The 22,449-nt window shown below is 68.9% G+C and carries 22 protein-coding genes and 4 pseudogenes; 7 read left to right on the plus strand and 19 right to left on the minus strand.

The genetic code is table 11. The features are described from left to right. Position 1: 1 nt before the first annotated feature. The 9 genes and pseudogenes from KIV56_RS05510 to KIV56_RS19475 all read right to left on the minus strand — a co-directional run bounded on the left by KIV56_RS05510 (position 2) and on the right by KIV56_RS19475 (position 7,715). Complete coding sequence (locus KIV56_RS05510; RefSeq protein ID WP_281535451.1) at positions 2-865, minus strand: aldehyde dehydrogenase family protein; 864 nt, start codon at positions 863-865, stop codon at positions 2-4. Continuing rightward, positions 862-2,392: pseudogene (locus KIV56_RS05515) on the minus strand (aldehyde dehydrogenase family protein). Before KIV56_RS05515 ends, KIV56_RS05510 begins: the two are co-directional and overlap by 4 nt. Positions 2,393-2,402: 10 nt before the next feature. Beyond that, entirely contained in the window at positions 2,403-3,422 is a 1,020-nt protein-coding gene (gene deoC / locus KIV56_RS05520; RefSeq protein WP_281535452.1) for a deoxyribose-phosphate aldolase, read from the minus strand. Positions 3,423-3,485: 63 nt separating this feature from the next. Then, positions 3,486-4,436: a sugar-binding transcriptional regulator gene (locus tag KIV56_RS05525; protein WP_281535453.1), complete on the minus strand. Its 951-nt coding sequence runs from the start codon at positions 4,434-4,436 to the stop codon at positions 3,486-3,488. Between the two features lie 197 nt (positions 4,437-4,633). After that, positions 4,634-5,443 carry an MFS transporter gene (locus KIV56_RS05530; RefSeq protein WP_348648472.1) on the minus strand — a complete coding sequence of 270 codons (810 nt, stop codon included), beginning with the start codon at positions 5,441-5,443 and terminating at the stop codon, positions 4,634-4,636. Beyond that, positions 5,440-5,856, minus strand: a complete 417-nt coding sequence (locus KIV56_RS19470; RefSeq protein ID WP_348648473.1) for a hypothetical protein — start codon at positions 5,854-5,856, stop codon at positions 5,440-5,442. Before KIV56_RS19470 ends, KIV56_RS05530 begins: the two co-directional genes overlap by 4 nt. A gap of 284 nt (positions 5,857-6,140) precedes the next feature. Continuing rightward, positions 6,141-6,512, minus strand: a complete 372-nt coding sequence (locus KIV56_RS05535) for a hypothetical protein (RefSeq protein WP_281535454.1) — start codon at positions 6,510-6,512, stop codon at positions 6,141-6,143. Between the two features lie 61 nt (positions 6,513-6,573). Next, positions 6,574-7,551: a bifunctional riboflavin kinase/FAD synthetase gene (locus KIV56_RS05540; RefSeq protein WP_432432605.1), complete on the minus strand. Its 978-nt coding sequence runs from the start codon at positions 7,549-7,551 to the stop codon at positions 6,574-6,576. After that, positions 7,548-7,715 carry a hypothetical protein gene (locus KIV56_RS19475; RefSeq protein WP_348648474.1) on the minus strand — a complete coding sequence of 56 codons (168 nt, stop codon included), beginning with the start codon at positions 7,713-7,715 and terminating at the stop codon, positions 7,548-7,550. The genes KIV56_RS05540 and KIV56_RS19475 overlap by 4 nt, the downstream gene beginning before the upstream one ends. A 20-nt stretch (positions 7,716-7,735) precedes the next feature. On the opposite strand from KIV56_RS19475, the gene KIV56_RS19480 reads away from it, so the two are divergent. Then, positions 7,736-8,008: a hypothetical protein gene (locus KIV56_RS19480; protein ID WP_348648475.1), complete on the plus strand. Its 273-nt coding sequence runs from the start codon at positions 7,736-7,738 to the stop codon at positions 8,006-8,008. Between the two features lie 30 nt (positions 8,009-8,038). Here the strand turns inward: KIV56_RS19480 and KIV56_RS05550 are convergent, their stop codons facing one another. From KIV56_RS05550 to KIV56_RS05560, 3 genes and pseudogenes are all read right to left on the minus strand, one after another. Beyond that, a complete protein-coding gene (locus KIV56_RS05550) occupies positions 8,039-8,407 on the minus strand; it encodes a hypothetical protein (RefSeq protein WP_281535455.1) in 369 nt (122 codons plus the stop codon). Continuing rightward, positions 8,404-9,358, minus strand: a pseudogene (gene truB / locus KIV56_RS05555) (tRNA pseudouridine(55) synthase TruB). Before truB ends, KIV56_RS05550 begins: the two are co-directional and overlap by 4 nt. A gap of 62 nt (positions 9,359-9,420) precedes the next feature. Beyond that, the gene (locus KIV56_RS05560) at positions 9,421-10,068 is read right to left on the minus strand and encodes a TetR/AcrR family transcriptional regulator (RefSeq protein ID WP_281535456.1); all 648 of its coding nucleotides are present in this window, start codon (positions 10,066-10,068) and stop codon (positions 9,421-9,423) included. A gap of 94 nt (positions 10,069-10,162) precedes the next feature. Between KIV56_RS05560 and KIV56_RS05565 the strand changes: the two genes are divergently transcribed. From KIV56_RS05565 to KIV56_RS05580, 4 genes and pseudogenes are all read left to right on the plus strand, one after another. Next, on the plus strand, positions 10,163-10,519 hold the full coding sequence (locus tag KIV56_RS05565; protein ID WP_281535457.1) for a hypothetical protein: 357 nt from the start codon (positions 10,163-10,165) through the stop codon (positions 10,517-10,519). After that, positions 10,519-10,677: pseudogene (locus KIV56_RS05570) on the plus strand (MFS transporter); the annotation flags it as partial. The gene KIV56_RS05565 and the pseudogene KIV56_RS05570, both read left to right, overlap by 1 nt. Positions 10,678-10,759: 82 nt before the next feature. Continuing rightward, a complete protein-coding gene (locus tag KIV56_RS05575) occupies positions 10,760-11,608 on the plus strand; it encodes an MFS transporter (protein WP_281535458.1) in 849 nt (282 codons plus the stop codon). Positions 11,609-11,707: 99 nt separating this feature from the next. Then, positions 11,708-12,715 (plus strand): ketopantoate reductase family protein, encoded by a 1,008-nt coding sequence (locus tag KIV56_RS05580; protein WP_281535459.1) that lies wholly within the window; start codon positions 11,708-11,710, stop codon positions 12,713-12,715. Between the two features lie 16 nt (positions 12,716-12,731). On the opposite strand, the gene KIV56_RS05585 is transcribed toward KIV56_RS05580, so the two are convergent. Further along, positions 12,732-13,397: a hypothetical protein gene (locus KIV56_RS05585; protein ID WP_281535460.1), complete on the minus strand. Its 666-nt coding sequence runs from the start codon at positions 13,395-13,397 to the stop codon at positions 12,732-12,734. Positions 13,398-13,569: 172 nt separating this feature from the next. On the opposite strand from KIV56_RS05585, the pseudogene KIV56_RS05590 reads away from it, so the two are divergent. Together KIV56_RS05590 and KIV56_RS05595 are read left to right on the plus strand one after the other, a co-directional pair. Further along, a pseudogene (locus KIV56_RS05590) lies at positions 13,570-14,407 on the plus strand (A/G-specific adenine glycosylase). A gap of 8 nt (positions 14,408-14,415) precedes the next feature. After that, complete coding sequence (locus KIV56_RS05595; protein WP_281535461.1) at positions 14,416-15,153, plus strand: DUF72 domain-containing protein; 738 nt, start codon at positions 14,416-14,418, stop codon at positions 15,151-15,153. Positions 15,154-15,167: 14 nt separating this feature from the next. Here KIV56_RS05595 and KIV56_RS05600 read toward each other — a convergent pair whose 3' ends face one another. From KIV56_RS05600 to KIV56_RS05625, 6 genes are all read right to left on the minus strand, one after another. Next, positions 15,168-15,374: a hypothetical protein gene (locus KIV56_RS05600; RefSeq protein ID WP_134532743.1), complete on the minus strand. Its 207-nt coding sequence runs from the start codon at positions 15,372-15,374 to the stop codon at positions 15,168-15,170. 184 nt (positions 15,375-15,558) lie between these two features. Beyond that, positions 15,559-16,056 (minus strand): 30S ribosome-binding factor RbfA, encoded by a 498-nt coding sequence (gene rbfA, locus KIV56_RS05605; RefSeq protein ID WP_281535462.1) that lies wholly within the window; start codon positions 16,054-16,056, stop codon positions 15,559-15,561. Positions 16,057-16,200: 144 nt separating this feature from the next. Continuing rightward, positions 16,201-19,053, minus strand: a complete 2,853-nt coding sequence (gene infB, locus KIV56_RS05610; RefSeq protein ID WP_432432606.1) for a translation initiation factor IF-2 — start codon at positions 19,051-19,053, stop codon at positions 16,201-16,203. Positions 19,054-19,151: 98 nt separating this feature from the next. Then, positions 19,152-19,409: a YlxR family protein gene (locus tag KIV56_RS05615; RefSeq protein ID WP_281535463.1), complete on the minus strand. Its 258-nt coding sequence runs from the start codon at positions 19,407-19,409 to the stop codon at positions 19,152-19,154. 8 nt (positions 19,410-19,417) lie between these two features. Then, entirely contained in the window at positions 19,418-20,428 is a 1,011-nt protein-coding gene (gene nusA, locus KIV56_RS05620; RefSeq protein WP_281535464.1) for a transcription termination factor NusA, read from the minus strand. A gap of 135 nt (positions 20,429-20,563) precedes the next feature. Beyond that, positions 20,564-22,327 (minus strand): proline--tRNA ligase, encoded by a 1,764-nt coding sequence (locus tag KIV56_RS05625; protein ID WP_281535465.1) that lies wholly within the window; start codon positions 22,325-22,327, stop codon positions 20,564-20,566. Positions 22,328-22,449 lie beyond the last annotated feature (122 nt).

Below are 22,449 nucleotides of genomic sequence, written 5' to 3' on the forward strand. Positions count from 1 at the left end.
GCTAGAGCAGGCCCTTGGTGTGCCAGACCGTCTTCGTCTCGGTGAAGGCGAGGATCCGGGAGAGGGAGGGTGCCGCGGCATCCGCCCCGGATTCGGGCTGGAGCACCCGGGTGAGGGTTTCGGCGGCGTCGATCTCGAGGTGAACCCAGTCGAGGTCGCCTGCGCCGACGAGGTCGATCGCGTTGACGTCGGCGTGGCTCGCGAGCCACGGGGCCATCTCGGCCGGTGACCCGGTGAGGATGTTGACGACTCCGCCGGGGACGTCACTCGTGGCGAGCACCTCACCGAGGGTGATCGCCGACAGCGGTCTGGTCTCGTCGGCGACGACGACAACGGTGTTGCCCGCGACGAGGGCGGGGGCGACGGCGCTCACGAAACCGAGCAACGAGCCGCCGGACTGCGGGGCGATGATTGCGACGACCCCGGTCGGTTCGGGCACGGAGATATTGAAGTACGGCCCGGAGACCGGGTTGGCATTGCCGGCGACCTGAACGTACTTGTCCGCCCAGCCGGCGTACCAGACCCATCGGTCGATGGCCTCGTCGACCTGCCTGCCCGCCGCGGACGCGGACAGGCCCTCGGACTGCACGATTTCTTCGACGAACTGGGCGCGACGGCCCTCGAGAAGCTCGGCGATGCGGTAGAGCACCTGGCCGCGGTTGTATGACGTGGCGCGCGCCCAGCCCCCGAAGGCGGAGCGGGCCGCGACGACGGCGTCGCGGGCGTCCTTGCGGGAGGCCTGCGCAGCGTTCGCGAGGAAATCCCCGCTCGGCGTCGTCACGGCGTAGACGCGCCCGGATTCGCTGCGGGGGAACTTTCCGCCGATGTAGAGCTTGTACGTCTTGGGGACGGCGAGGCGGGTCACTTGGCGGCCTTCTTTCGTGCGACGGGCGACTTGGCGGCATGACCGGATTCCGCGGCCAGGGTGTGGCGGGCGGCGGACCCTGCGGCGCTGCCGGCCGGCCGCAGGTAGGCGGCGAGGCCGTGGCGGCCGCCTTCGCGTCCGTAACCGGACTCCTTGAAACCGCCGAAGGGACTTGCGGGGTCGAACCGGTTGAAGGTGTTCGCCCAGATCACCCCGGCACGGAGCCGGTCTGCGACGGCGAGCACCCTGCTGCCCTTGTCGCTCCAGATCCCGGCGGAGAGACCATACGGCGTGTTGTTCGCCTTCGCGATCGCCTCGTCGGGGGTTCGGAACGTGAGCACGGAGAGCACGGGACCGAAGACCTCGTCGCGGGCGATGCGGTGACTCGTGGACACGTTGGTGAAGATGGTGGGCCGGAACCAGAACCCGTTCTCCGGCAGGTCGCAGTCGGGGCTCCAGCGTTCGGCGCCCTCCTCCTCGCCGATGGCGGAGAGTTCGGTGATGCGCTTGAGCTGGTCTGCGCTGTTGATCGCACCGATGTCGGTGTTCTTGTCGAGCGGATCGCCGAGGCGCAACGTCGCCAGGCGTTGCTTGAGGCGGTCGACGACCTCGTCGTGGATGCTCTCCTGGACGAGGAGGCGACTGCCCGCGCAACAGACGTGGCCCTGGTTGAAGAAGATCCCGTTGACGATGCCCTCGATGGCCTGGTCGATCGGGGCGTCGTCGAAAACGATGTTCGCCGCCTTGCCGCCGAGTTCGAGGATGATTCTTCTTGTCGGTTCCGGCGACGGCGCGGGCGATGGCGCGGCCGGCTCCGGTCGAACCGGTGAAGGCGACCAGGTTGACGTCGGAGTGGCCGACGAGTGCCTGCCCGGTCTCGCGGCCGCCTGTGATGATGTTCACCACACCGGCGGGCAGCTCGGCCTGCTGGAGGATCTCCGCGAAGAGCAGCGCGGTGAGCGAGGTGGTCTCCGCCGGCTTGAGCACGACGGTGTTGCCCGCGGCGAGGGCGGGCGCGATCTTCCAGGCGAGCATGAGCAGCGGGAAGTTCCACGGGATGACCTGGGCGGCGACCCCGCGCGCGGCGGGGTCGACGCCGAGGCCGGCGTGGTCGAGCTTGTCCGCCCATCCTGCGTAGTAGAAGAACCACGCGGCGACGAGGGGGATGTCGACGTCGCGGCTTTCGGTGATCGGCTTGCCGTTGTCGAGGGTCTCGGCGACGGCGAGCTCGCGGGCGCGCTCCTGCACGAGACGGGCGATCCGGAACAGGTACTTGCCGCGGTCGCTGCCGGACAGCGTGGACCAGCGGCGCTCGTAGGCGCGACGGGCCGCGGCGACCGCGGTGTCGACATCCGCCGCGTTGGCGTGCGCGATCAGGGCGAGTTGTTTCTCGGTCGCGGGGTTGATGGTCTGGAAGGGCTCACCACGGCCGGCGACGAATTCGCCGTCGATGAAGAGTCCGTATTCGGGGCGGAGGTGCAGCAGCGCCTGGGACTCCGGCGCGGGAGCGTAGTCGAGAAAGCTCATGGGGGTTCCTTCAGTCGATCGTCACGTAGTCGGGTCCGGAGTAGTGTCCGTCACGCATCTTCTGCCGCTGCATCAGCACGTCATTGAGCAGGCTCGAGGCGCCGAAGCGGAAGAGGTTCGGCGTGAGCCACTCCTCTCCGACGGTCTCGGCGACCGCGACGAGGTATCTGATGGCGTCCTTCGAGGTGCGGATGCCGCCGGCCGGCTTCACGCCGACCCGCGCCCCGGTGAGGCGGTGCCAGTCGCGCACGACCTCGAGCATCGAGATCGTCACGGGCAGGGTCGCCGCCGGCTGCACCTTGCCGGTGGAGGTCTTGATGAAGTCGCCTCCGGCGAGGATGGCGAGCCAGGAGGCGCGGCGCACGTTGTCGTAGGTGCTCAGTTCGCCGGTCTCGAGGATCACCTTGAGGTGGGCCAGGCTGCCGTCGACGCGGCGGCAGGCCTCCTTGACGGCGACGATCTCGTCGTAGACCTGGCCGAAACGACCGGAGAGGAAGGCGCCGCGGTCGATGACCATGTCGATCTCGTCCGCGCCCGCCGCGACCGCGTCCGCCACGTCGGCGAGCTTCACGGCGAGGGAGGCGCGGCCGCTCGGGAATGCCGTGGCGACGGAGGCGACGAAGATGCCCTGGTCGCGTCCGGCGGCGTGTGCGGACCCCAGCGCCTGGGCTGCGTACGGGACCATGTCGCCGTAGACGCAGACCGCGGCGACGCGGGGGCAGCCCGGGTCGCCGGGGTCAGGTGTGAGCGCCTTGCCGACGAGGGAACGGACCTTGCCGGGTGTGTCGGCTCCCTCGAGGGTCGTGAGGTCCATCAGGCCGATGACCGTGTCGATCGCCCGCTTCTTCGAACTCGTCTTGATCGAGCGCGTGGAGATGGCCGCGGCGCGCTGTTCGAGCCCGACGCCGTCGACCCCGGGGATCCCGTGCAGGTAGCGGCGGAGGTTCGCGTCTGTGGCCTCGCCGCCGATGAGGGCGAGGGCGCGGGACCTCGTCGACGGCTGGGTCGTGACCACTGGGGTGCTTGTCATGAGATGTCCTCGCAGGGTGATGTGGGTGTCACGGGGGCTTCGGGTGTCGGAGGGGCGTGTTGGTCAGGGGGCTTCGCCCAGGACGGCCAGGGCGGTGTCCTCGTCGGTGACGAGCACGGTGCACAGGCCGCTGGAGACGATGGCGCGGGCGACGGCGTGTTTGGTGCTGCCCGCGATGACGGCGATCGCGGTCGGGGCCCTGCGGAGTTGTTCGAGCCGGATGCCGATGGTGCGCTCGTCGAGTTCGAGATCGACGATGTGCCCGTCCGCGTTGATGTAGCGGCCGACGATATCGCCGACGGCGCCCTTGCGCACGAGCTCGGCGACCTGGGCGACGGTGAGGTAGCCGCTGTCGACGAGCGCGGAGTTCTCGTCGGCCTGGCCGGCGCTGAACAGGTAGGCGGATGCCGCGCTGCCCAGGTCCAGGACCGTCGCGACGGCGCGGTCGGACTCGATCGCGAGCTTGGTCTCCACGCGCTCGAGGATCGCGGGACTCGGCAACAGGGTCGCGGAGCCCATCCCCTTCTGCGCGATCGTGACCGCGGTCGCCGCGGCCGTTCCGGTACGCCGGTTGAGGCTGACGCCGCCGTTGATCTGCACGACGTTGACGCCGCGCGCCCAGCCGGGCTTCAGGCCCTGGGCCACCTCGTGCAGGGTGCGGCCCCAGCTGATGCCGAGCGTCGCCGGCACCGGACGGAGCGCGGTGAGGTAGTCGGCAGCGGCCTGGGCCGCCCGCGACTGCAGTTCCTCATCGGTCGAGACGCCGGCGGCGGAGACGACGACGGCGTCGCTCAGCCCGGTGTGTTCCCGCAGCCGGCGCTCGACGATGAGGCGACGGGCCCGCGGGTGCACGATCTCGATCCGGATGAAGCCGCTCGCCTTGGCCTGCGCCAGGAGCCGGCCGACCTTCCACCGGGTGAGCCGGAGCACGGCGCCGATCTCGTCCTGGGTCTTGTTCTCTTCGTAGTAGAGCTCGGCGGCGCGAATCGACAGCAGTTCGTCAGTATCGATCACGCGGTCCTCCATCGGCTCCGAGTCCAGCGTAGGACGGCCTGGGACACCCTTCAACTCTTGTGGGAAAACTTGCTCACATGAGCAGAGCTGCATCGCCGCCTGGCCGCCCGACGACCGGCCGGCTTCCTCCTGAGGTGTCGCATATCGAGGTTCCCGTGGCCCGGGAACGTCGATATGCGACACCTCAGCCCACGTGGTCAGCGGGAGCGGTCGAGGTCGTCTTCGAGGAGGTGCGGGCGAGCGATCACGCGCGCGGCGAAGCCGACGGCGAGGGCGGTCGCGATCAGGAACCAGAGCGGCCAGGTCCAGCTTCCGGTGAGCTGGTGCAGCACGCCTACGACGAGCGGCCCGAGGGCGCCGAGGGTGTAGCCGACGCTCTGTACGAACCCGCTGAGCGCGACGGAACCCTCGTGGGTGCGCGTGCGGAGGTTGATCAGCACGAGCGCAAGCGGGAAGTAGAGCGGGCCGAGGCCGGCGAGCAGCACCCAGAGCACCGTCAGGGTGCCCGGTGCGAGGAGGAGGCCAACGTCACCGGCGATGAAGGCGAACATGCCCACGTAGATCAGGAGGCTGAGGTTCTTCAGCCGCACGGCGAGCCACGGGACGACGAGTGCGCACGGCAATCCGACGGCGGCGTAGAGCGAGAGCAGGGTCCCGGCCTGGCCGGGGCTGACCCCGGCGGTCTGGGTGAGCATCAGCGGAAGCCACGCGAAGAGCGCGTACGCGTTGAGCGATGACGTCCCGAAGACGACGGCGATCGCCCACGCGATCGAGGAGCGGCCGATGCGGGCGAGCAGCACCGGCTCCGCCTCGGGGACCGCCGGCGGGGCGGTCTCCGAGATCCGGTGCCGAACGAGCATGGTGGCCCAGGGCACGAGGGCGAGGAGTGCGGGAATCATCCACATGCCGAGGGAGACCCGCCAGCCTGCGGCATCCGCCACCGGGACCGCGACGAGCGGCGGAAGGAGGGTGCTCAGCGACAGCACGGTGACGTAGAGGGAGGTCACGAGGCCGACCCGGTCGGGGAAGTACTTCTTGACGAGCGGGGGAGCAGCACGTTGCCGGCCCCGAGGCCTGCGAAGGTCACGATGCTGCCGATGATGAGCCACGCCAGCGAGCCGGCACTGCCGCGGAGGAGGTGGCCGGCGAGGATTGCCACCAGGGCGACGACGACGACCCGTTCGAGGCCGATGCGCCGTGTGAAGACCGGGGTGAAAATGCCGAAGACTGCGAAGCAGACAGGTGGGAGCATGCCGAGCACACCGATGGCGAGGGCACCTAGCGGGACGTCCGCGCTGATCGCCGTGACGATCGGAGACAGCGCCGCGACGGCCGTGCGCAGGTTCGCGGCAACGAGCAGGATGCCGAGCAGCGCAAGGGTTCGCCCGGCCCACAGTCCGCGGATCGGGGTTGTGGGCATCCGCCAAGTCTAGGCTGGGAGGCATGCCCGATATCTCGCAGTACCTGCCCTTCAGCCGCAAGCCCCAGGTCGATGACACCGGGACGACCGCCGACTGGAGTGCGGAGATCGCGGCGATCCTGACCGGGATCGCCGGCATCCTCGAGACGTTGAGCCCGGACGAATGGGAGTCGCCGAGCCTCTGCGGCGGCTGGCGGGTGCGCGACGCGGCCGGGCATCTGGTCTGGCGGGTCGGCACCCCGACGCGGGAGCCTGCTCGGCACCGGGTGGACGGCACTGCGGGCTCAGTTTCCGAACCCGAGTGTGAGCCACGCCGTCGACTCGCTCAGCCGCCGGGCCGCCGAGGCGGAACCGGACGAACTCATCGCGTCGCTCCGCGCCACTGCCGCGGAGTACGCTGCCGGGCGGGTGACCGCCCGAGGGCGCCACGGGATCACCGAATTGACGGAGGTCGTCGTGCACGGACTCGACCTGGCGTATCCGCTCGGCAAGACCCTGGAGGTCTCGTCGGTCGCGCTCGGCGCGGTCGCCGTGCGCCAGGCGCTCCTGGCGCCCACTCCGGTCAAGGCGGTCGTGCGCCGCCGCACGCTCGTGGCGACGGATGCCGGCTGGCGCGTCGGCCGCGGAGCCGTGCTCGACAGCACGGCCGTGAACATCGTTCTCTTCCTCTTCGGCAGGGAGGGCTTCACGCCGACCGGGCCGCCCTCCCCCCGCGGCCTAAGCGCTCGGCAGCGCGCTCGAAGTCCCGTGGGTGGTCGGGTCGGCGAGGAGAACGCGGATCCGGTCGACGTCGTCCCGCATCTGCACGATGAGCGGATCGATGCCGGTGAAAGCGACCATGCCGCGGATCCGGTCGACGAAGGACACCTCGACGATGTGACCGTAGAGGTCGAGCTCCCGGTCGAGCACGTAGGCCTCGACCTGCTTCTGTGCGACCCCGTGGAAGGTCGGGTTGTTGCCGACCGAGATGGCGGCAGGGTAGCGGAACGCGCCATCCGTCAGCCAGCCGGCGTAGACACCGTCTGCCGGGATGAGTCCTTCGGATTCGGCGGAGAGGTTGGCCGTCGGAAACCCGAGTTCGCGGCCGCGGGCGGCCCCGTGCACGACCTCGCCGCGCACGGTCGGCGTGTGGCCGAGCAATTCGCCGGCCGCCCGCACGTTCCCGCTCGCGAGCAGTTCCCGGATCCAGGTCGACGAGACCCGGCGCACCCGGTCCGGCTTGACGTCCTCGATGAGGTCGACCGCGAAGCCGAAGCGCGTGCCGAGCTCGGTGAGCAGGGCGACGTCACCTGCGCCGTGGGCGCCGAAGCGGAAGTCCCTGCCGACGAGGACGTGCCGGGCGTTCAGCCCGTTCACGAGTACGGTCTCGACGAAGACCTCGGGCGGCAGGTCTGCGAGGTCCCTGGTGAACTCGAGCACGAGGGTGGCGTCGACACCGGTCTCGGCGAGCAGCCGGAGCTTCTGCTCCGCGCTGATCAGGAACGGCGGGCACTTCTCGGGGGCGAGCAGGGCGAGCGGATGCCGGTCGAAGGTCACGACGACCGCAGTGAGCCCCTGTGTTCCGGCGATGGCTTTCAGCCGGTCGATCACGGCCCGGTGGCCGGCGTGGACGCCGTCGAACTTCCCGATCGTGACGGCCGAGCCGTGGGACCCGGTTTCGAGCGGGAGTGCGCCGATGCCGGAGATGACCTTCACGAGCGGGCCTTCTTCCCGTCCGGGCGGTGTCGGGCGAGCCAGATCATCCCGAGGATCGGCAGCACGAGCGGAATGAAGAGATAACCGCTGCCGAACACCGACCAGACCGAGTCGTGCGGGAAGAGGGCGGGGTCGAGGATGCTCAGGGCGCCGACGACGAGCACGCCGAGCAGGCTCGAAGGAGATGGTCGCCCACGCGACGCGGTACCAGCGTCCACTGCTGCGCACGAGCGCGATCGTCGCGACGATGTACACGACCGCGGACAGCGCGGACAGCGAGTACGCGAGCGGCGCCTGGTCGAATTTGGAGGCGATCTGCACAAACGACCGGCCGGTGGCGGCGAGCGCGAGCAGCCCGTATACGGCGATCAGCAGGCGGCCGACGCCGGTGACCCTGCGCTTCTGCGGTCCATCGACGACGTTCTCGGCTGCGCTCTGTGGTCCGGTCATGGCCTGATAATTATCGCAGCAAGTTGGGCCGTGACTCTCACAGGCCCTGCACTGTCCAGATCTGGAACATCCGGTAGACCATGACGGCGATCGCGAGGCACGCGCCGCCCAGGATGACCGTGCTCCAGCGGCTGCGCTCGATAAGCGCCCAGCCCGCGGCGGCGACCGGAACGATCAGTGCGCTCACAAGGTAGGTGTAGAACTCGAGCAGGCTGCCGCTGGCGGTGTTCCCGGCGAACGGCGCCGCGATCGAAACGACGAGCTGCCCGACGAGGAGCAGTTCGACGAGTGCCGTCGCGCCCATCGTGAGGTCGTTGGGCACCCGGCCGAGCAACCCGAGCGCCAGGCAGAGCAGGCCGGCGAGCACGGCGACGCCGACCTGGAGCCAGGTGAACCACTCGATCACGAGGGATCCCCCGCCGCGGCCTCGTCGGGCGGGAAGTTGATCACGGTGCGGGCCTGCGTGCCCCGGAGTTCGACGAGCCCGACGAGCCGGCCGCCGGGCGCGATCGCGGCAAGCGGGGAGCCGGTCCCTGCGGCCCCGGCGCCTGCGGCCCCGGTGACGTCGATCTCGGTCGTGACGTCGATGCGTTTGCCGTGCCCGAGGTCGATGGCCTGTTGCTCGGTAAGGTCGAGGCGACCGAGCACGTGCGTTGCGGCATCCGCTGGCTTGATGAGACCGGCGGCGACGACGAGCTCCGCGAGGGGCTGGGCATTCTCGATCCGGAACGGTCCGATGCGGGTGCGGCGGAGCGCGGTCAGGTGTCCCCCGACGCCGAGCCCCGCGCCGAGGTCGCGGGCGAGGGCACGGATGTAAGTCCCAGAGGAGCACTCGACGCGAACCTCGAGGTCGAGGAAGCCGTCGACCGCGGTGCTCGAGAGCAGTTCAGAAGGCCGCGATGGTGACCGGCCGGGCAGGCAGCTGCACGTCCTCCCCGTCGCGGACGCGGGCATAGGCGCGCTTGCCGTCGACCTTGATCGCGCTCACCGCGCTCGGCTGCTGGCTGATCGCACCGGTCAAAAGCCGGATTCCCGCCGCCACGGACGCCGGCTCGATGAGTGCGACGGATGCCTCCGGCGCGCGGGAGAGTTCCTCGCCTTCCGCGTCGTCCGTGGTCGTGGCCGCGCCGAGCCGGATCGTGGCCAGGTACTCCTTGTCGAGGCCGACGATGAAGGTGAGCAGCCGGGTCGAGCTGTTGATGCCGAGGATCAGCAGGCCGGTGGCCATCGGGTCGAGGGTGCCGGCGTGGCCGACCTTGCGGGTGCCCGCAAGGCGTCGGGTGCGGGCGACGGCGTCGTGGCTGGTCCAGCCCTGGGGCTTGTCGACGAGGAGCAGGCCGCTCGCGGTGGAATGCACTCGGGCGCTGTTCCGGGACGAGGTCTCGTCGTTGGGTTCGGTCTCGCGTTCGATGTCTGCACTCATGAGTGTGTCCACTTCGCTCCCGACGCGTCGAGCACGACGTCGAGCTTGCCCCGGAACGCGCACCGCATCAGTTCCTCGGCGGCCTCGTCGTCCTCGAAGATGTCCGGGAGCCGGATCGCGAGCAGGGTGTTGAAGAGCATGCCGTTCGCGAGGAAATCGCGGATGGTCTCCGGAGTGAACCCGGCTTCGTCGCGCAGCATCCGGTAGATCTGCAGGAACCCCTCCCTGGCCTTGGCGCCGATCACCGGGTCGTGCCCTGTGATGAAGGCCTGCATGAGCGAGAGCAGGATTCCTCGATCGTCGATCAGGTCGACGTAGCCGGCGCCGAGGCGGGAGACGAGCGAATCGGCATCGTCATCGCCGGCCGGCCGGGGCTCGGCAAGGATCTCGCGGAAGGTCGTCATGAGCTTGTCGAGGGCGCGGGCGACGACCTCGAGGAAGAGATTCTCCTTGGTGCCGAACATTCGCACGACGTACGGCTGGCTGATACCGGCGGCCTGAGCGACCTGGTCGGTCGTCGCACCCGAGTAGCCCCGCTCTCCGAAGACACGGCTCGCCGCGGCCAGGATCTGTTCCCTGCGCAAGGCCGCGGGGATTCGTTCGGTGGTCGTTTCTTTGGCTGCCGTACCGGATTCTTCACTCACTCTTGACATGGTATCCGCGAATAACTATCGTGTCATTTTGTAATCATCCGATTACAACATTCCGGTCCGTCGTTCCCCCTCGATTGGATACCACGTGTCCCTCCCCCTCACGCGTCGCGTCCCGATCTGGCTCGCCATCGTCGCGTCCTCGCTCCCCATGTTCATGGCCACCCTCGACAACCTCGTGGTGACCGGCGCCCTGCCGGTGATCAATCGCGACCTCGGCGCGTCCATCGAGGAGCCTGCAGTGGGTGATCAATGCCTACTCCCTGAGCTTCGCGACCTTCATGCTGATGGCCGTCGCGATCGGCGACCGCTTCGGCCGCCGTACGGTCTTCCTCGCCGGGATCGCGATCTTCACGGTCGCCTCCGCGCTCGCGGGCCTCTCGACCGAGCCCTGGCAGGCTCATCGCCGCGCGGGCGGTCCAGGGCGTCGGGGCGGCCGCCCTGATGCCGTTGTCGCTCACTCTCCTCGTCGGCTCGGTCAGCGAGAAGCGCCGCCCGGCCGCCATCGGCATCTGGGGCGGAATCTCCGGCCTCGGCGTCGCACTCGGACCGCTCATCGGCGGCGCCGTCGTCGAAGGCTGGAACTGGCAGGCCATCTTCTGGCTGAACGTCCCGCTCGGCGTGGTCTCGATCCCGCTCGCCCTCGTCGCCCTGCCCAACAGCTTCGGCGCCAGGGTCCGGGCGGATGTCGTGGGTCTCGTCCTCGCCGGAGTCGGCGTCTTCGGTCTCGTCTACGGCATCGTTCGCGGCAACGACGCGGGCTGGACCAGCCTCGAGGTCCTCGGAGGCTCTTGCGGGCGGCGCGATCCTGCTGGCCGCCTTCATTGCCTGGGAGGCCAGGACGTCCGACCCTCTGCTGCCGCTCCGCCTGTTCCGGGACCGCAGCTTCACGGTCGCCAACCTCGTCGGCCTCACGTTCAGTTTCGGCATCTTCGGGTCGATCTTCATCCTGATCCAGTTCCTGCAGATCGTGCAGGGGCACACCCCGCTCGAGGCCGGGCTGATGACGATGCCCTGGACGCTCGCGCCCATGGTGATCGCCCCGCTGACCGGTTTGCTGAGCCCACGAACGGGCACCCGGCTGCCGATCGTGCTCGGCCTCTCCTTCCTCGCGATCGCGATGGGTTGGCTCGCGGTGAGAATGAGCGCGACGGTTGCATACATCGACCTCGTTCCCGCATTCCTCCTCGCCGGGATCGGGATGGGACTCGTGTTCGCGCCGAGCTCGACGGCGGTGCTTGCGAACATGGTCCCGAACGACCACGCGAAGGCCACGGGGACCAACTCGACCCTGCGCGAGATCGGCGTGGCGCTCGGCGTCGCCGTCCTCACCGCCGTCTTCACCGGCGCCGGCGGAGAGCTGACCCCGACCGGCTATGTGGATGCGGCGGTCCCGGCGATCGTCGTCGGCGCATCCGTGCTCGCCCTCGCCGCCGTGATCGGGCTCGCCCTGCCGCACGGTCGCCGGGCGCCCGCCGCGACTCCCGCCCCTGCGACCCCTGCGACCCCTGCGCCCGCCACTCTCTCCGTCTGACGGTACCGGCAGCTCGCGAGAGTACACTTTTGGCCCTTTAAGAACGCGTTTTAAAGGGCCAAAAGTCCGCTCTCGCGGGGGGGGATCTAGGCTGGGGGGATGCGAATTGCTGTGATCGGTGCGGGTGCCCTCGGCGGAACGTTCGCCGCGCTGCTGGAGAAGGCCGGGCATACCGTGACGGTGACGGCGCGGGGGAAGGCGCTCGCGGTCATCCGCTCGGAGGGCATTCACCTGACCGGCGGCTTCGGCGACGAGACCGCCCGGCCGGCGGCGGTCGAGCTGCTCACCGAGACGCCAGAGCTCACGCTTGTCTGCACCAAGGCCCAGGATGCCGCCGCGGCGATCACCGCGAACGCGGCGTTCCTCGACGGCTCGCCGGTGATCGTCGTGCAGAACGGGCTCGACGGTGTCGCGACGGCGCGACGGATCCTGCCGAACTCCGACTGTTTCGGGGCGCTGTCGATCATCGCCACGAACTATGCTGCGCCGGGACTCGTGACCGTGACGACGCCGGCACCCACCTACATCGGGCACGATAGCGGCGACATCGATGCGGGAACGCTCGCCTGGCAGGGTGTGCTCGACGCGGCGTTCCCGACCATCGCGACCTCGAACTTCGTCGGCGCCCAGTGGACGAAGCTCGTGGTCAACATGCTCAACGCGCTCCCGGCCGTGACCGGGCTGAGCGTTCAGGAGGTCGTCGACGACGCGGGACTCCGCAGGGTCCTGACCGCGAGCATGCGGGAGACCGTGAGGGTGGGCGTCGCCCGCGGGGTGCGCTTCGGGGCATTGCAGGGACTCGGCGACCGCCGGTTGCGCGGGTTCGCCGGGCTGCCACTCTCGATCGGTCAACTGCTGCCCCGCCTGATGCGGGCGCGGATGGGCGACGTGCCCAATCTCGGTTCCACCCTGCAGAGCCTGCGCCGTGGCCAGCTCACCGAGATCGACCACCTCAACGGGGTCGTCGTGCGGGAGGCGGCTGCCGCGGGCGTCGACGCGCCCGTCAACACCCTGCTCACCGCCCTCGTTCATGAGGTCGAGGCCACAGGACACCCGCTCACACGAGCCGAGGTGCTCGTGCGCTTCGCCCCGCTCCGACTGCGCTAGGCCGCGCGGCTCCGGCTCAGCAGCTGTCGAAGAAGAGGCGGCGCGGATCCGCCGGATTGGCGAGGTCGACGACGGCGGTCGCCCAGGACCTGGGCCGGACCTCCGCGCGGTAGAGCCGGTCGGCCAGCGCCTGGTCGTCGGGAACCGGGGAAGCACCCAGCGCAGGGTCGGTCGTGGTGTCCGCGGCATCACCGAGTTCCCCGGAGGGCTTCAGCTCGGCGGCGAGGTCGATGAAGGCGCCGGTGGTCGCGGCATCCGCTGCGTACTCGGTCAGCACGCTGAACGACCAGCCGTCGCGGAGCTCTTTCCTGAGCAGGAAGTCACCGTCGAAGATCAGGGTGTCGTCCGCAGGCCCCGTCGTGCCGCCGGCGAGCCGGAACGGGACCAGGAGCGCCCTGCGAAGCAGGTCGAAGTCGTCGCGGTGGCGGAACAGCCGCTCCGGTGAGGCGGGTCCGAAGGCCGCCTGCTCCTCGGCGGAGCGCTCGAAGTCCGCGAGCGAGGCACGGGAGACTGCGTGCCCGGTCTCGGCGAAGGCCGCGGCGAGGTCGTCGGCGAATGCCGCACGCGCCACGGGGTCCGTTCCGTCGATCGCGACCATTGTGCGACCTCTGCTGTAGAAGCCGAGGATCTCGGTGGTGAGGTCGCGGAGGAAGTCGAGGCGTGGTGTTGAATCAAGCGTCATGATTCGAGCCTAGGTTAGTGGGGTGAACGCAACCGTCATCGCGCCCATCGAATCCGAGGGAGGGCCGGCCAGCAGGCCGGAACTCGAGTCCGGAGCCGACCTCGGAACCGGAGCCGCACCCGAGGTCGCGCCCGCCGGCGAAATCGCCGGCCTCGTCAATGCCTGGTTCGGCATGCATGCCAGGGACCTGCCGTGGCGCCGCGACGGGTTCGGCGCCTGGGGCGTGCTCGTGAGCGAGTTCATGCTGCAGCAGACGCCGGTGAACCGGGTGATCCCACACCTTGAGGCGTGGCTCGCGCGCTGGCCGACCCCGGCTGACCTCGCCGCCGTTCCACCGGGCGAGGCCGTACGGGCGTGGGCGACGCTCGGCTACCCGCGGCGCGCGCTCTGGCTGCACGCCGCGGCCGTCGAGATCACCGAGAACCACGGCGGGGTGGTGCCGCAGGACGTCGATGTGCTCCTCACGCTGACGGGGATCGGTGACTACACAGCTCGGGCGGTCGCCGCCTTCGCCTACGGCCACCGGCATCCGGTCGTCGACACGAACACCCGCAGGGTCATCGCCCGGTGCGTCGCGGGCCAGGCCGAACCCGCGCCGCCGAGCCGCACCCGCGACCTCGCGGCCATGAGCGCACTCCTTCCGGCGGATGTCCGCGCCGCGGCCGTCTTCAACGCCGGCGCCATGGGAGCTGGGCGCGCTCGTCTGCACGTCAGCACGTCCGCGCTGCGCCGAGTGCCCGCTCGCCGCGCTGTGCGCCTGGCGCGCCGCCGGCTATCCCGAATACCAGGGCGCGAAGAAGGCCGTGCAGAAGAAGTTCGCCGGCAGCGACCGGCAGGTTCGCGGCCTGATTCTCGCGGAGTTGCGCTCGACGAGGCACCCGGTGACGGAGGCAGAGATCGCGACGCTCTGGCCGGACGCCGCCCAGCTCGGTCGGGCGCTGTCCGGTCTCCTGGACGACGGCCTCGCCGTGCGCGTCGCAGCAGGCTCATACTCGCTCCCGCACGAGTAGGCGCGACCGTGAGCATCCGGATCGGCACCTCCGGCTGGAGCTATCAGCACTGGGACGGGGTGCTCTACCCGGCCGGGCTTCCCGCCGCCCAGCGACTCGGCGTCTACGCCTCCCGGTTCGACACCGTCGAACTGAACGCGAGTTTCTACCGCTGGCCACGCGAATCGACGTTCGCCGGCTGGAAACGACGCCTCCCCGAAGGATTCCTGCTCTCGGTGAAGGCACCACGCGGACTCACTCACGCGAAACGCCTCTACGCCCCCGAGGTGTGGGCGGCACGGATCGCGGCGTGCTGGCACGAACTCGGCGAGACGCGCGCCGTCCTCCTCGTGCAGCTGCCGCCGACTTTGGAGCGCGACGATGCCAGGCTGGACTACTTCCTCGCCGCCCTGCCGCACTGGATCAGAGTCACCGTCGAGTTCCGGCACGATAGCTGGCTGTGCGAGGCGGTCTTCGCGATCCTCGAGCGGCACGGCGCCGCATACTGCGTGATGAGCGGCGCACACCTGCCCTGCGTCCTGCGCGCGACCGCGCCGTTCGTGTACGTGCGCATGCACGGCCCCGACCGAGAGCACCTGTACGGGGGCTCGTATTCGGAGGCCGACCTCGATTGGTGGGCGGAACGCATCCGCGACTGGCAGGGCACCGGACGGGAAGTGTTCGTCTACTTCAACAACGACGGCGGCGGCAACGCGGTCAGGAACGCGAGCAGCCTCGCCTCCCGTTTCGGGAGCCTGAGCCACTGACCGCTGCGGAGAAGTTACTTCGCGAGCGTCGCGATCGACTGCGCCCACAGGAAGAACTTGTTGGTGCCGAGGTCACCGATCGTATCGATGCCGAATGCGGCCTTGAGGTGCTCCGCGTCGCTGTCGCTCACGCCCTGGAGCGCCGCGACGGGCGCCTTCGCGAGCTCCTCCACGGGGAGCGTTTCGTATGCTTTGTCGAGCTTGGCTGCGATGCCGGCCATGGGGTACCTCCACAGTGAGATGGGCCTTCGGGGGACGAAAGCGCTTTTAAGCGTAGTTCTCCCCCGCTCCCCTCGCTAGGTGGCAGAAGCCTTCTGACTCAGCGTTCTGCGCTGAGGTGTCGCATATCTATGCTCACGAGCCTCGTGAACATCGATATGCGACACCTCAGCGAGGCAGGGTTCGCTATTCGGCGTGGTGACCGACGGCGGGAGTCTCGTCGTCGTCCTCGTCGTCGTCCTCATCCTCGTCGTCGTCCTCGAACTCGCGCGGCTTGACGTAGGGGTCTTCGTCTCCGGCATATTGGGCGCCCTGTGCGAGCGCGCCGACCTGGCTGTCGCGTTCCCGCGCTTCGCGGAGGAGGTCGTCGATGAGGGCCGCGTTCTCGGGGATCGCGTCCGCGATGAACTCGAGCGAGGGGGTGAGCCGGGCGGTGATGTTCTTGCCGACCTCGCTGCGCAGCAGGCCTGTGGCCGCCTTGAGCGCGGCGGCGCTGTCGGTGCGCTCCTCGAGGGAACCGTAGACGGTGTAGAAGACGGATGCGTGTTGCAGGTCACCCGTCACCTTGACGTCCGTGATGGTCACGAAGCCGAGCCTCGGGTCCCGCAGGCCGCGTTCAAGCCGCTTCGCCACGATGACCTTGATGCGGTCGGCCATTTTTCTGGCGCGTTCCGGATCTGCCATGGTCTCACTCCTCTTGCTTCGATACTGCTTTACGTCGTTACGTGTGAAAACCCGTGAATCGGGATACTGCGGTGCTGAGCGACCAACGGGCCTCGGGCCCCTCACGGAGAGGAGCCGGAGACCCGTCGATCAGACGCGGCGTGGTTAGACGCGCGGCTTTTCCTTCAGTTCGATCGTCTCGATCTCGTCGCCGATCTGGATGTCGTTGAACTTGCCGAGGCCGATACCGGCCTCGAAGTCCGTACGAACCTCGGTGACGTCGTCCTTGAAACGACGCAGGGACTCGATGCCGAGGTTGTCTCCGACGACGACGCCGTTGCGGATGACCCGCGCCTTGGCGTTCCTCGTGATGACACCCGAGCGGACGATGACGCCGGCCACGTTTCCGAACTTGGACGAGCTGAACACCTCGCGGATCTCGGCGACACCACTCTGCACCTCTTCGAACTCGGGCTTGAGCATTCCCTTGAGGGAGTTCTCGATGTCCTCGAGCGCGTTGTAGATGACCGAGTAGAACCGCACGTCGACACCCTCACGGGCGGCACGCTCACGGGCCTTGGTGTCCGGGCGCACATTGAAGCCGATGATGATGGCGTTGTCGACGGTGGCGAGGTTGACGTCGCTCTCCGTGACAGCACCGACACCGCGGTGGATGATGCGCAGCTGAACGGAATCGTCGACCTCGATCTTGAGGAGCGACTCTTCCAGGGCCTCGACGGCACCGGAAACGTCACCCTTGATGATGAGGTTGAGCGATTCGACCTTGCCCTCTTCGAGTGCACGGGTGAAGTCTTCGAGGCTGATGCGCTTGCGGGCCTTGGCCAGCAGTGCGTTGCGCTCGGCGGCTTCGCGCTTCTCGGCGATCTGACGGGCGGTGCGGTCTTCCTGGATGACGAGGAAGGTGTCACCGGCCCGGGGAACGCTCGAGAGGCCCTGGACCTGGACGGCGCGCGACGGCGTCGCGGCGAGCACGGCAACGCCGTTTTCGTCGGCCATCGCACGAACGCGGCCGTAGGCCGTTCCGGCGACGATCGAGTCGCCGACGTGCAGCGTTCCCGACTGGATGAGCACGGTCGCGACGGCGCCGCGGCCCTTGTCGAGACGAGCCTCGATGGCGACACCGCGGGCGTCCTTGTCGGGGTTGGCGCGCATGTCGAGTCCGGCGTCAGCGGTGAGGAGGACGGCTTCCAGGATCTCCTGGATGCCGATCTTCTGCTTCGCGGACACGTCGACGAACATGACGTCTCCGCCGTACTCTTCGGCGACGAGCCCGAATTCGGTGAGCTGCTGGCGCACCTTCTGCGGGTTGGCGCCGGGCTTGTCGATCTTGTTGACCGCGACCACGATCGGCACGTTGGCCGCCTGGGCGTGGTTGAGCGCCTCAATGGTCTGGGGCATGATGCCGTCGTCCGCCGCGACCACGAGGATCGCGATGTCCGTCACCTGGGCACCACGGGCACGCATGGCAGTGAACGCCTCGTGGCCCGGTGTGTCGATGAAGGTGATGGCACGGTCGATGCCCTCGTGCTCGGTGATGACCTGGTACGCACCGATGTGCTGGGTGATTCCGCCGGCTTCGCCAGCGGCTACCTTCGCATTGCGGATCGCGTCGAGGAGCGCGGTCTTTCCGTGGTCGACGTGACCCATGACGGTGACGACCGGCGGGCGGGCCTTGAGCTCGTCATCGGTTTCTTCGGCCAGTTCCTGGTCGATGTCGATGTCGAAGCCGAGCAGAAGTTCGCGATCTTCGTCGTCGGGCGAGACCATCTGGATCTTGTAGCCGAGTTCTTCGCCGAGCACGTCGAAGGTCGCCTCGTCGAGGGACTCCGTCGCCGTCGCCATTTCACCGAGGTGGAACAGCACGGTGACGAGGTTTCCGGGGCTCGCGTCGATCTTGTCTGCGAAGTCGGTGATCGAGGCGCCGCGGCGCAGACGCACCACGGTTCCGCCGTCGCCGCGGGGGACGCTGACGCCACCCAGCGACGGGGCCTCGCGCAGCTCGAACTCGGCGCGCTTCGTACGCTTCGACTTGCGGGCCTTGTTCTTGCCGCCTCCGCGACCGAACGCACCAGCGGTTCCGCCACCGGGACCGCGACCGCGGCCACCTGCGCCGCCGCCACCGGCGGGACGCGGCGGGCCGAAGCCGGGGGCACCGGCCGGAGCGCCGCCGGGGCGCTGGAATGCGGGACGTGCTCCGCCTGCTCCGGCGCCGCCTGGACGCTGGAACGCGCCGGGACGCTGGCCGAAACCGGTCGGGCGGGGAGCCTGGCCGGGTCCGCCCGGACGCGGTGCGCCGGGGCGCGGTGCGGCGGGACGGGGGATGTTGCTCGGGGCCGTCGAGGACGGCGGGCGCTGGCCCATGCCCTGCGCGCTCGCGAACGGGTTGTTGCCCGGACGCGGCGTGGGGGTCTTGCCCATGCCCTGGTTGCTGGCGAAGGGGTTGTTGCCCGGACGTGCCGACGGCGGGCGCGGAACGCTCGCGCCGGGCTTGGCGCCTGAGGACGGTCCACGCTCGGACTTGGCAGCCGGGGTCGCCGTCTTCGGGGCGGTCGGGTCTGCTGCGGCAGCCTGTTCGGCGGCCTTCTCGATGCTCGCGGACTTCTCAGCTGCTGCGGCCTTTTCGACGGCAACCGTCTGGCGTTCTGCGACGGTGAGGGGTGCGACGGGATGCGGTGCGGCATCCGCTGCGGGGGCTTCGACGGGCGCGGCCGGGGCCGCACTCGGACGTGCACCCGGCTTGACCGCGAGGCGGGCCGGTGACGGCCGCGCGCCGGGCTTGACGCTTGTGGGGGCGCCCGGCGTTGCGCCGGCACCCGGGGTGGTTGACGGGGCAGTGGTTCCGGCGCCGGAAGCGGCGTCGGCCAGCAGGGCCGCGCGCAGGCGACGTGCTACCGGGGGTTCAACACTGCTGGACGGGCCCTTGACGAACTCGCCCATCTCTTTCAGTTTCGCAAGGGCTACCTTGCTGTCGACATTGAGCCTCGCTAGCGATCTCATGTACGCGTGGTTTCGCAGCCACAATTCTCCAATTCCGGGCCTGCACCCGGAAAGGGGCAGGCCGTTAGTAACGGACGGGTCTCATTTCGAGCCGCTCATTAGTTGTCCATTAGCCAGTTCAGCCTGTTCTCTAGTTGTTTCGCGTCCAGAGGACTGGTCACGCGAAGGGCGCGCCCGAAAGCGCGTCGCCGCAGTGCGTCTTGGAAGCATTCGATGCTGGGATGCAGCCACGCACCTCGACCGGGCAGAGTGGCGGTTTCATCCACCACGAGGACCGAATCTCGGGCTACGCACCTCAGCAAAGAGGCACGTGGAGCGCGCGAACGGCATCCAATGCACGTTCTAACGGGTTCCATCGTACCCCCTATTCCGTGTCCTCCAGGATGCTGTCCGGCTGGATGTCGATTTTGGCACCCGTGAGCTTGGCGGCGAGGCGGGCGTTCTGGCCCTCCTTGCCGATGGCGAGCGAGAGCTGGTAGTCGGGGACGAGGGCGCGAACGGCCTTGATCGACTGGTCGATCACGTAGGCGCTCGTCACCTTGGCCGGCGACAGGGCGCTCGCGACGAACGTCGCGAGGTCCGGCGAGTAGTCGACGATGTCGATCTTCTCGTTGTTGAGCTCTGCGGTCACGGCGCGGACACGCTGGCCGAGTTCGCCGATGCAGGCGCCCTTGGCGTTGACGCCGGGCTCGGTCGCGCGCACGGCCATCTTGGTGCGGTGGCCGGCCTCGCGGGCGAGGGAGACGATCTCGACGACACCGCTCGCGATCTCGGGGACCTCGAGGGCGAACAGGCGCCGGACGAGGGACGGGTGGGTGCGCGACACGGTGATCTGCGGGCCCTTCAGGCCCTTGCCGACGGCCGTGACGTAGACCCGGATCCGGGCACCGTGCACGTAGGTCTCGCCGGGGACCTGTTCTTCCGGCGGAAGGATCGCTTCGATCGTGCCGAGGTCGACGTGGATCATCCGCGGGTTCGGGCCCTGCTGGATGACGCCGGCGACGATCTCGCCTTCGCGTCCCTTGAATTCTCCGAGCACTGCGTCATCGGCCAGGTCGCGGAGACGCTGGTTGATGACCTGCTTAGCGGCGAAGGCCGCGATCCGGCCGAAGTCGGTCGGGTTGTTGATCGCTTCGCCGATGACGTTGCCGTCTTCGTCGAGCTCTGGAACAAAAATGTCGACGTGGCCGGACTTGCGGTCGAGAACGACACGCGCTTCCGGCTCTTCTTCGACGGCCTGCTTCGTTGTCTCACCCTGGTGGGTGTGTTTGACGTATGCCGTCAAAATCGCCTGCTCGATGATCTGCACGAGTTCCTCGAAGGGAATCTCTTTCTCGCGCTCCAACTGCCGCAACACGCTGAGGTCGATGTCCATGGCCGGCCTCCTCTATTCAGATTCTGCCGCCGCGAAACTGCGCAGCGGGCTGGTGTCTACGGTACCCGACGGAACAGGCGCCCGTCACCCCGAAGGGGACGGGCGCCTGTTTCAGACGGCCTTTCTGGGCGGTTCTCAGGCGAAGTGCGTCCCGATGTTGTCGACGGCGCACTGGGTGCGCTCTCCTGTTCGGCGGTCCCACAGCTCGACGATGCCGTCGACGGCTCCGCGTCCGACGATCACGATCTGGGGAACCCCGATCAGTTCGGCGTCGCCGAACTTGACGCCGGGCGAGACCTTGCGTCGGTCGTCGTAGAGCACCTCGCGGCCGGTCGCCTCGAGAGTGGAGACGACGGCTGCCGCCGTCTCGAAGACGATCTCGTCGCGTCCTGCGGCGATCACGTGCACGTCGAACGGTGCGACAGTCTCCGGCCAGATCAGGCCCTTCGGATCGTTGTTGAGCTCGGCGAGGAGGGCGAGGATGCGGGTGATCCCGATTCCGTACGATCCCATCGTGACCGTGACGAGCTTCCCGTTCTCGTCGAGCACCTTGAGTCCGAGGGCTTCCGCGTACTTGCGGCCGAGCTGGAAGACGTGGCCGATCTCGACGCCGCGCGCGAGCTCGACGGGGCCGGAGCCGTCGGGGGGGGGGTCGCCGGCGCGCACGTTCGCGACCTCGGCTGTGCCGTCGGCGGCGAAGTCGCGCCCGGCGACGAGGCCGAAGACGTGGCGGCCGTTCTCGTTGGCTCCGGTGATCCACGCGGTGCCGTCGACGACGCGGGGGTCGACGAGGTAGCGGATGCCCGTGGCCGAGGTCGAGCCGAGCACGGCACCGGCGGGTGCCCACGGTCCGATGTAGCCCGTGACGAGTCCGGGGTGCTTGGCGAGGTCGCCGGCGTTGGCCGCTTCGACCTCTGCTGGGGCGAAGACGACCTCTGCGCGCTTGAGGTCGACGTCGCGGTCGCCGGGGACGCCGACGATGACGAGCTCGCGGGTGCCGTCGAGGTTGGTCAGGGCGAGCACGATGTTCTTGAGTGTGTCCGCAGCCGTCCACTCCCTGCCGTCGTCGCGCGGGTGGTTCGCGTTCGCGCTGTCGACGAGGGTCTGGATGGTCGGGGTGTCCGGGGTGTCGTGCACCTCGGCGGCCGGGAACGACGTCCAGTCGATGACGGGAGGAACCAGGGTTGTGAACGCCTCGACGTTGGCGGCGTACCCGCCGGCCGAACGCACGAAGGTGTCCTCACCGATGGGGGTGGGGTGCAGGAACTCTTCGCTCCGGGATCCGCCCATCGCGCCGGCATCCGCCTTGACGATGACGTACTCGAGACCGAGCCGGGTGAAGATGCGCTCGTAGGCGTCGCGCTGCGCCTGGTAGCTCAGGTCGAGGCCGGCGTCGGTGTAGTCGAAGGAGTATGCGTCCTTCATGGTGAATTCGCGGCCGCGCAGGAGGCCGGCACGGGGACGGGCCTCGTCGCGGTACTTGTCCTGGATCTGGTAGATCGACAGGGGCAGGTCCTTGTAGCTGTTGTAGAGGTCCTTCACCAGCAGCGTGAAGACCTCCTCGTGGGTGGGCGCGAGCAGGAGATCGCTGCCCTTGCGGTCCTGGAGGCGGAAGAGGCCCTCGCCGTACTCGTCCCAGCGGCCGGTGACCTCATAGGGTTCGCGCGGGAGCAGGGCGGGGAAGTGCACCTCGAAGGCGCCGGAAGCGGCCATCTCCTCGCGGACGATGGTCTCGATCTTGTTCTTGACCCGGAGGCCGATCGGCAGCCAGGCGAAGATGCCGGGGGCCTGGCGGCGGATGTAGCCGGCCCGGACCAGGAGGCGGTGACTGGTGACCTCGGCATCCGAGGGGTCTTCGCGGAGGGTACGGAGGAAATAGGACGACAGACGTGTAGGCACCCCCTACTTTACGGCGAGTGCCACTTCTCAACGCGCGCCGGCCATCGGATGTCCGTGGCTGAGTTGCGGAGAAAACACCGTCATCGCGTCGACGAGGGTGTCTTCTCCGCAAACGAGCAGGC

Source organism: Cryobacterium breve (assembly GCF_027594785.1).
Taxonomy (GTDB): domain Bacteria; phylum Actinomycetota; class Actinomycetes; order Actinomycetales; family Microbacteriaceae; genus Cryobacterium; species Cryobacterium breve_A.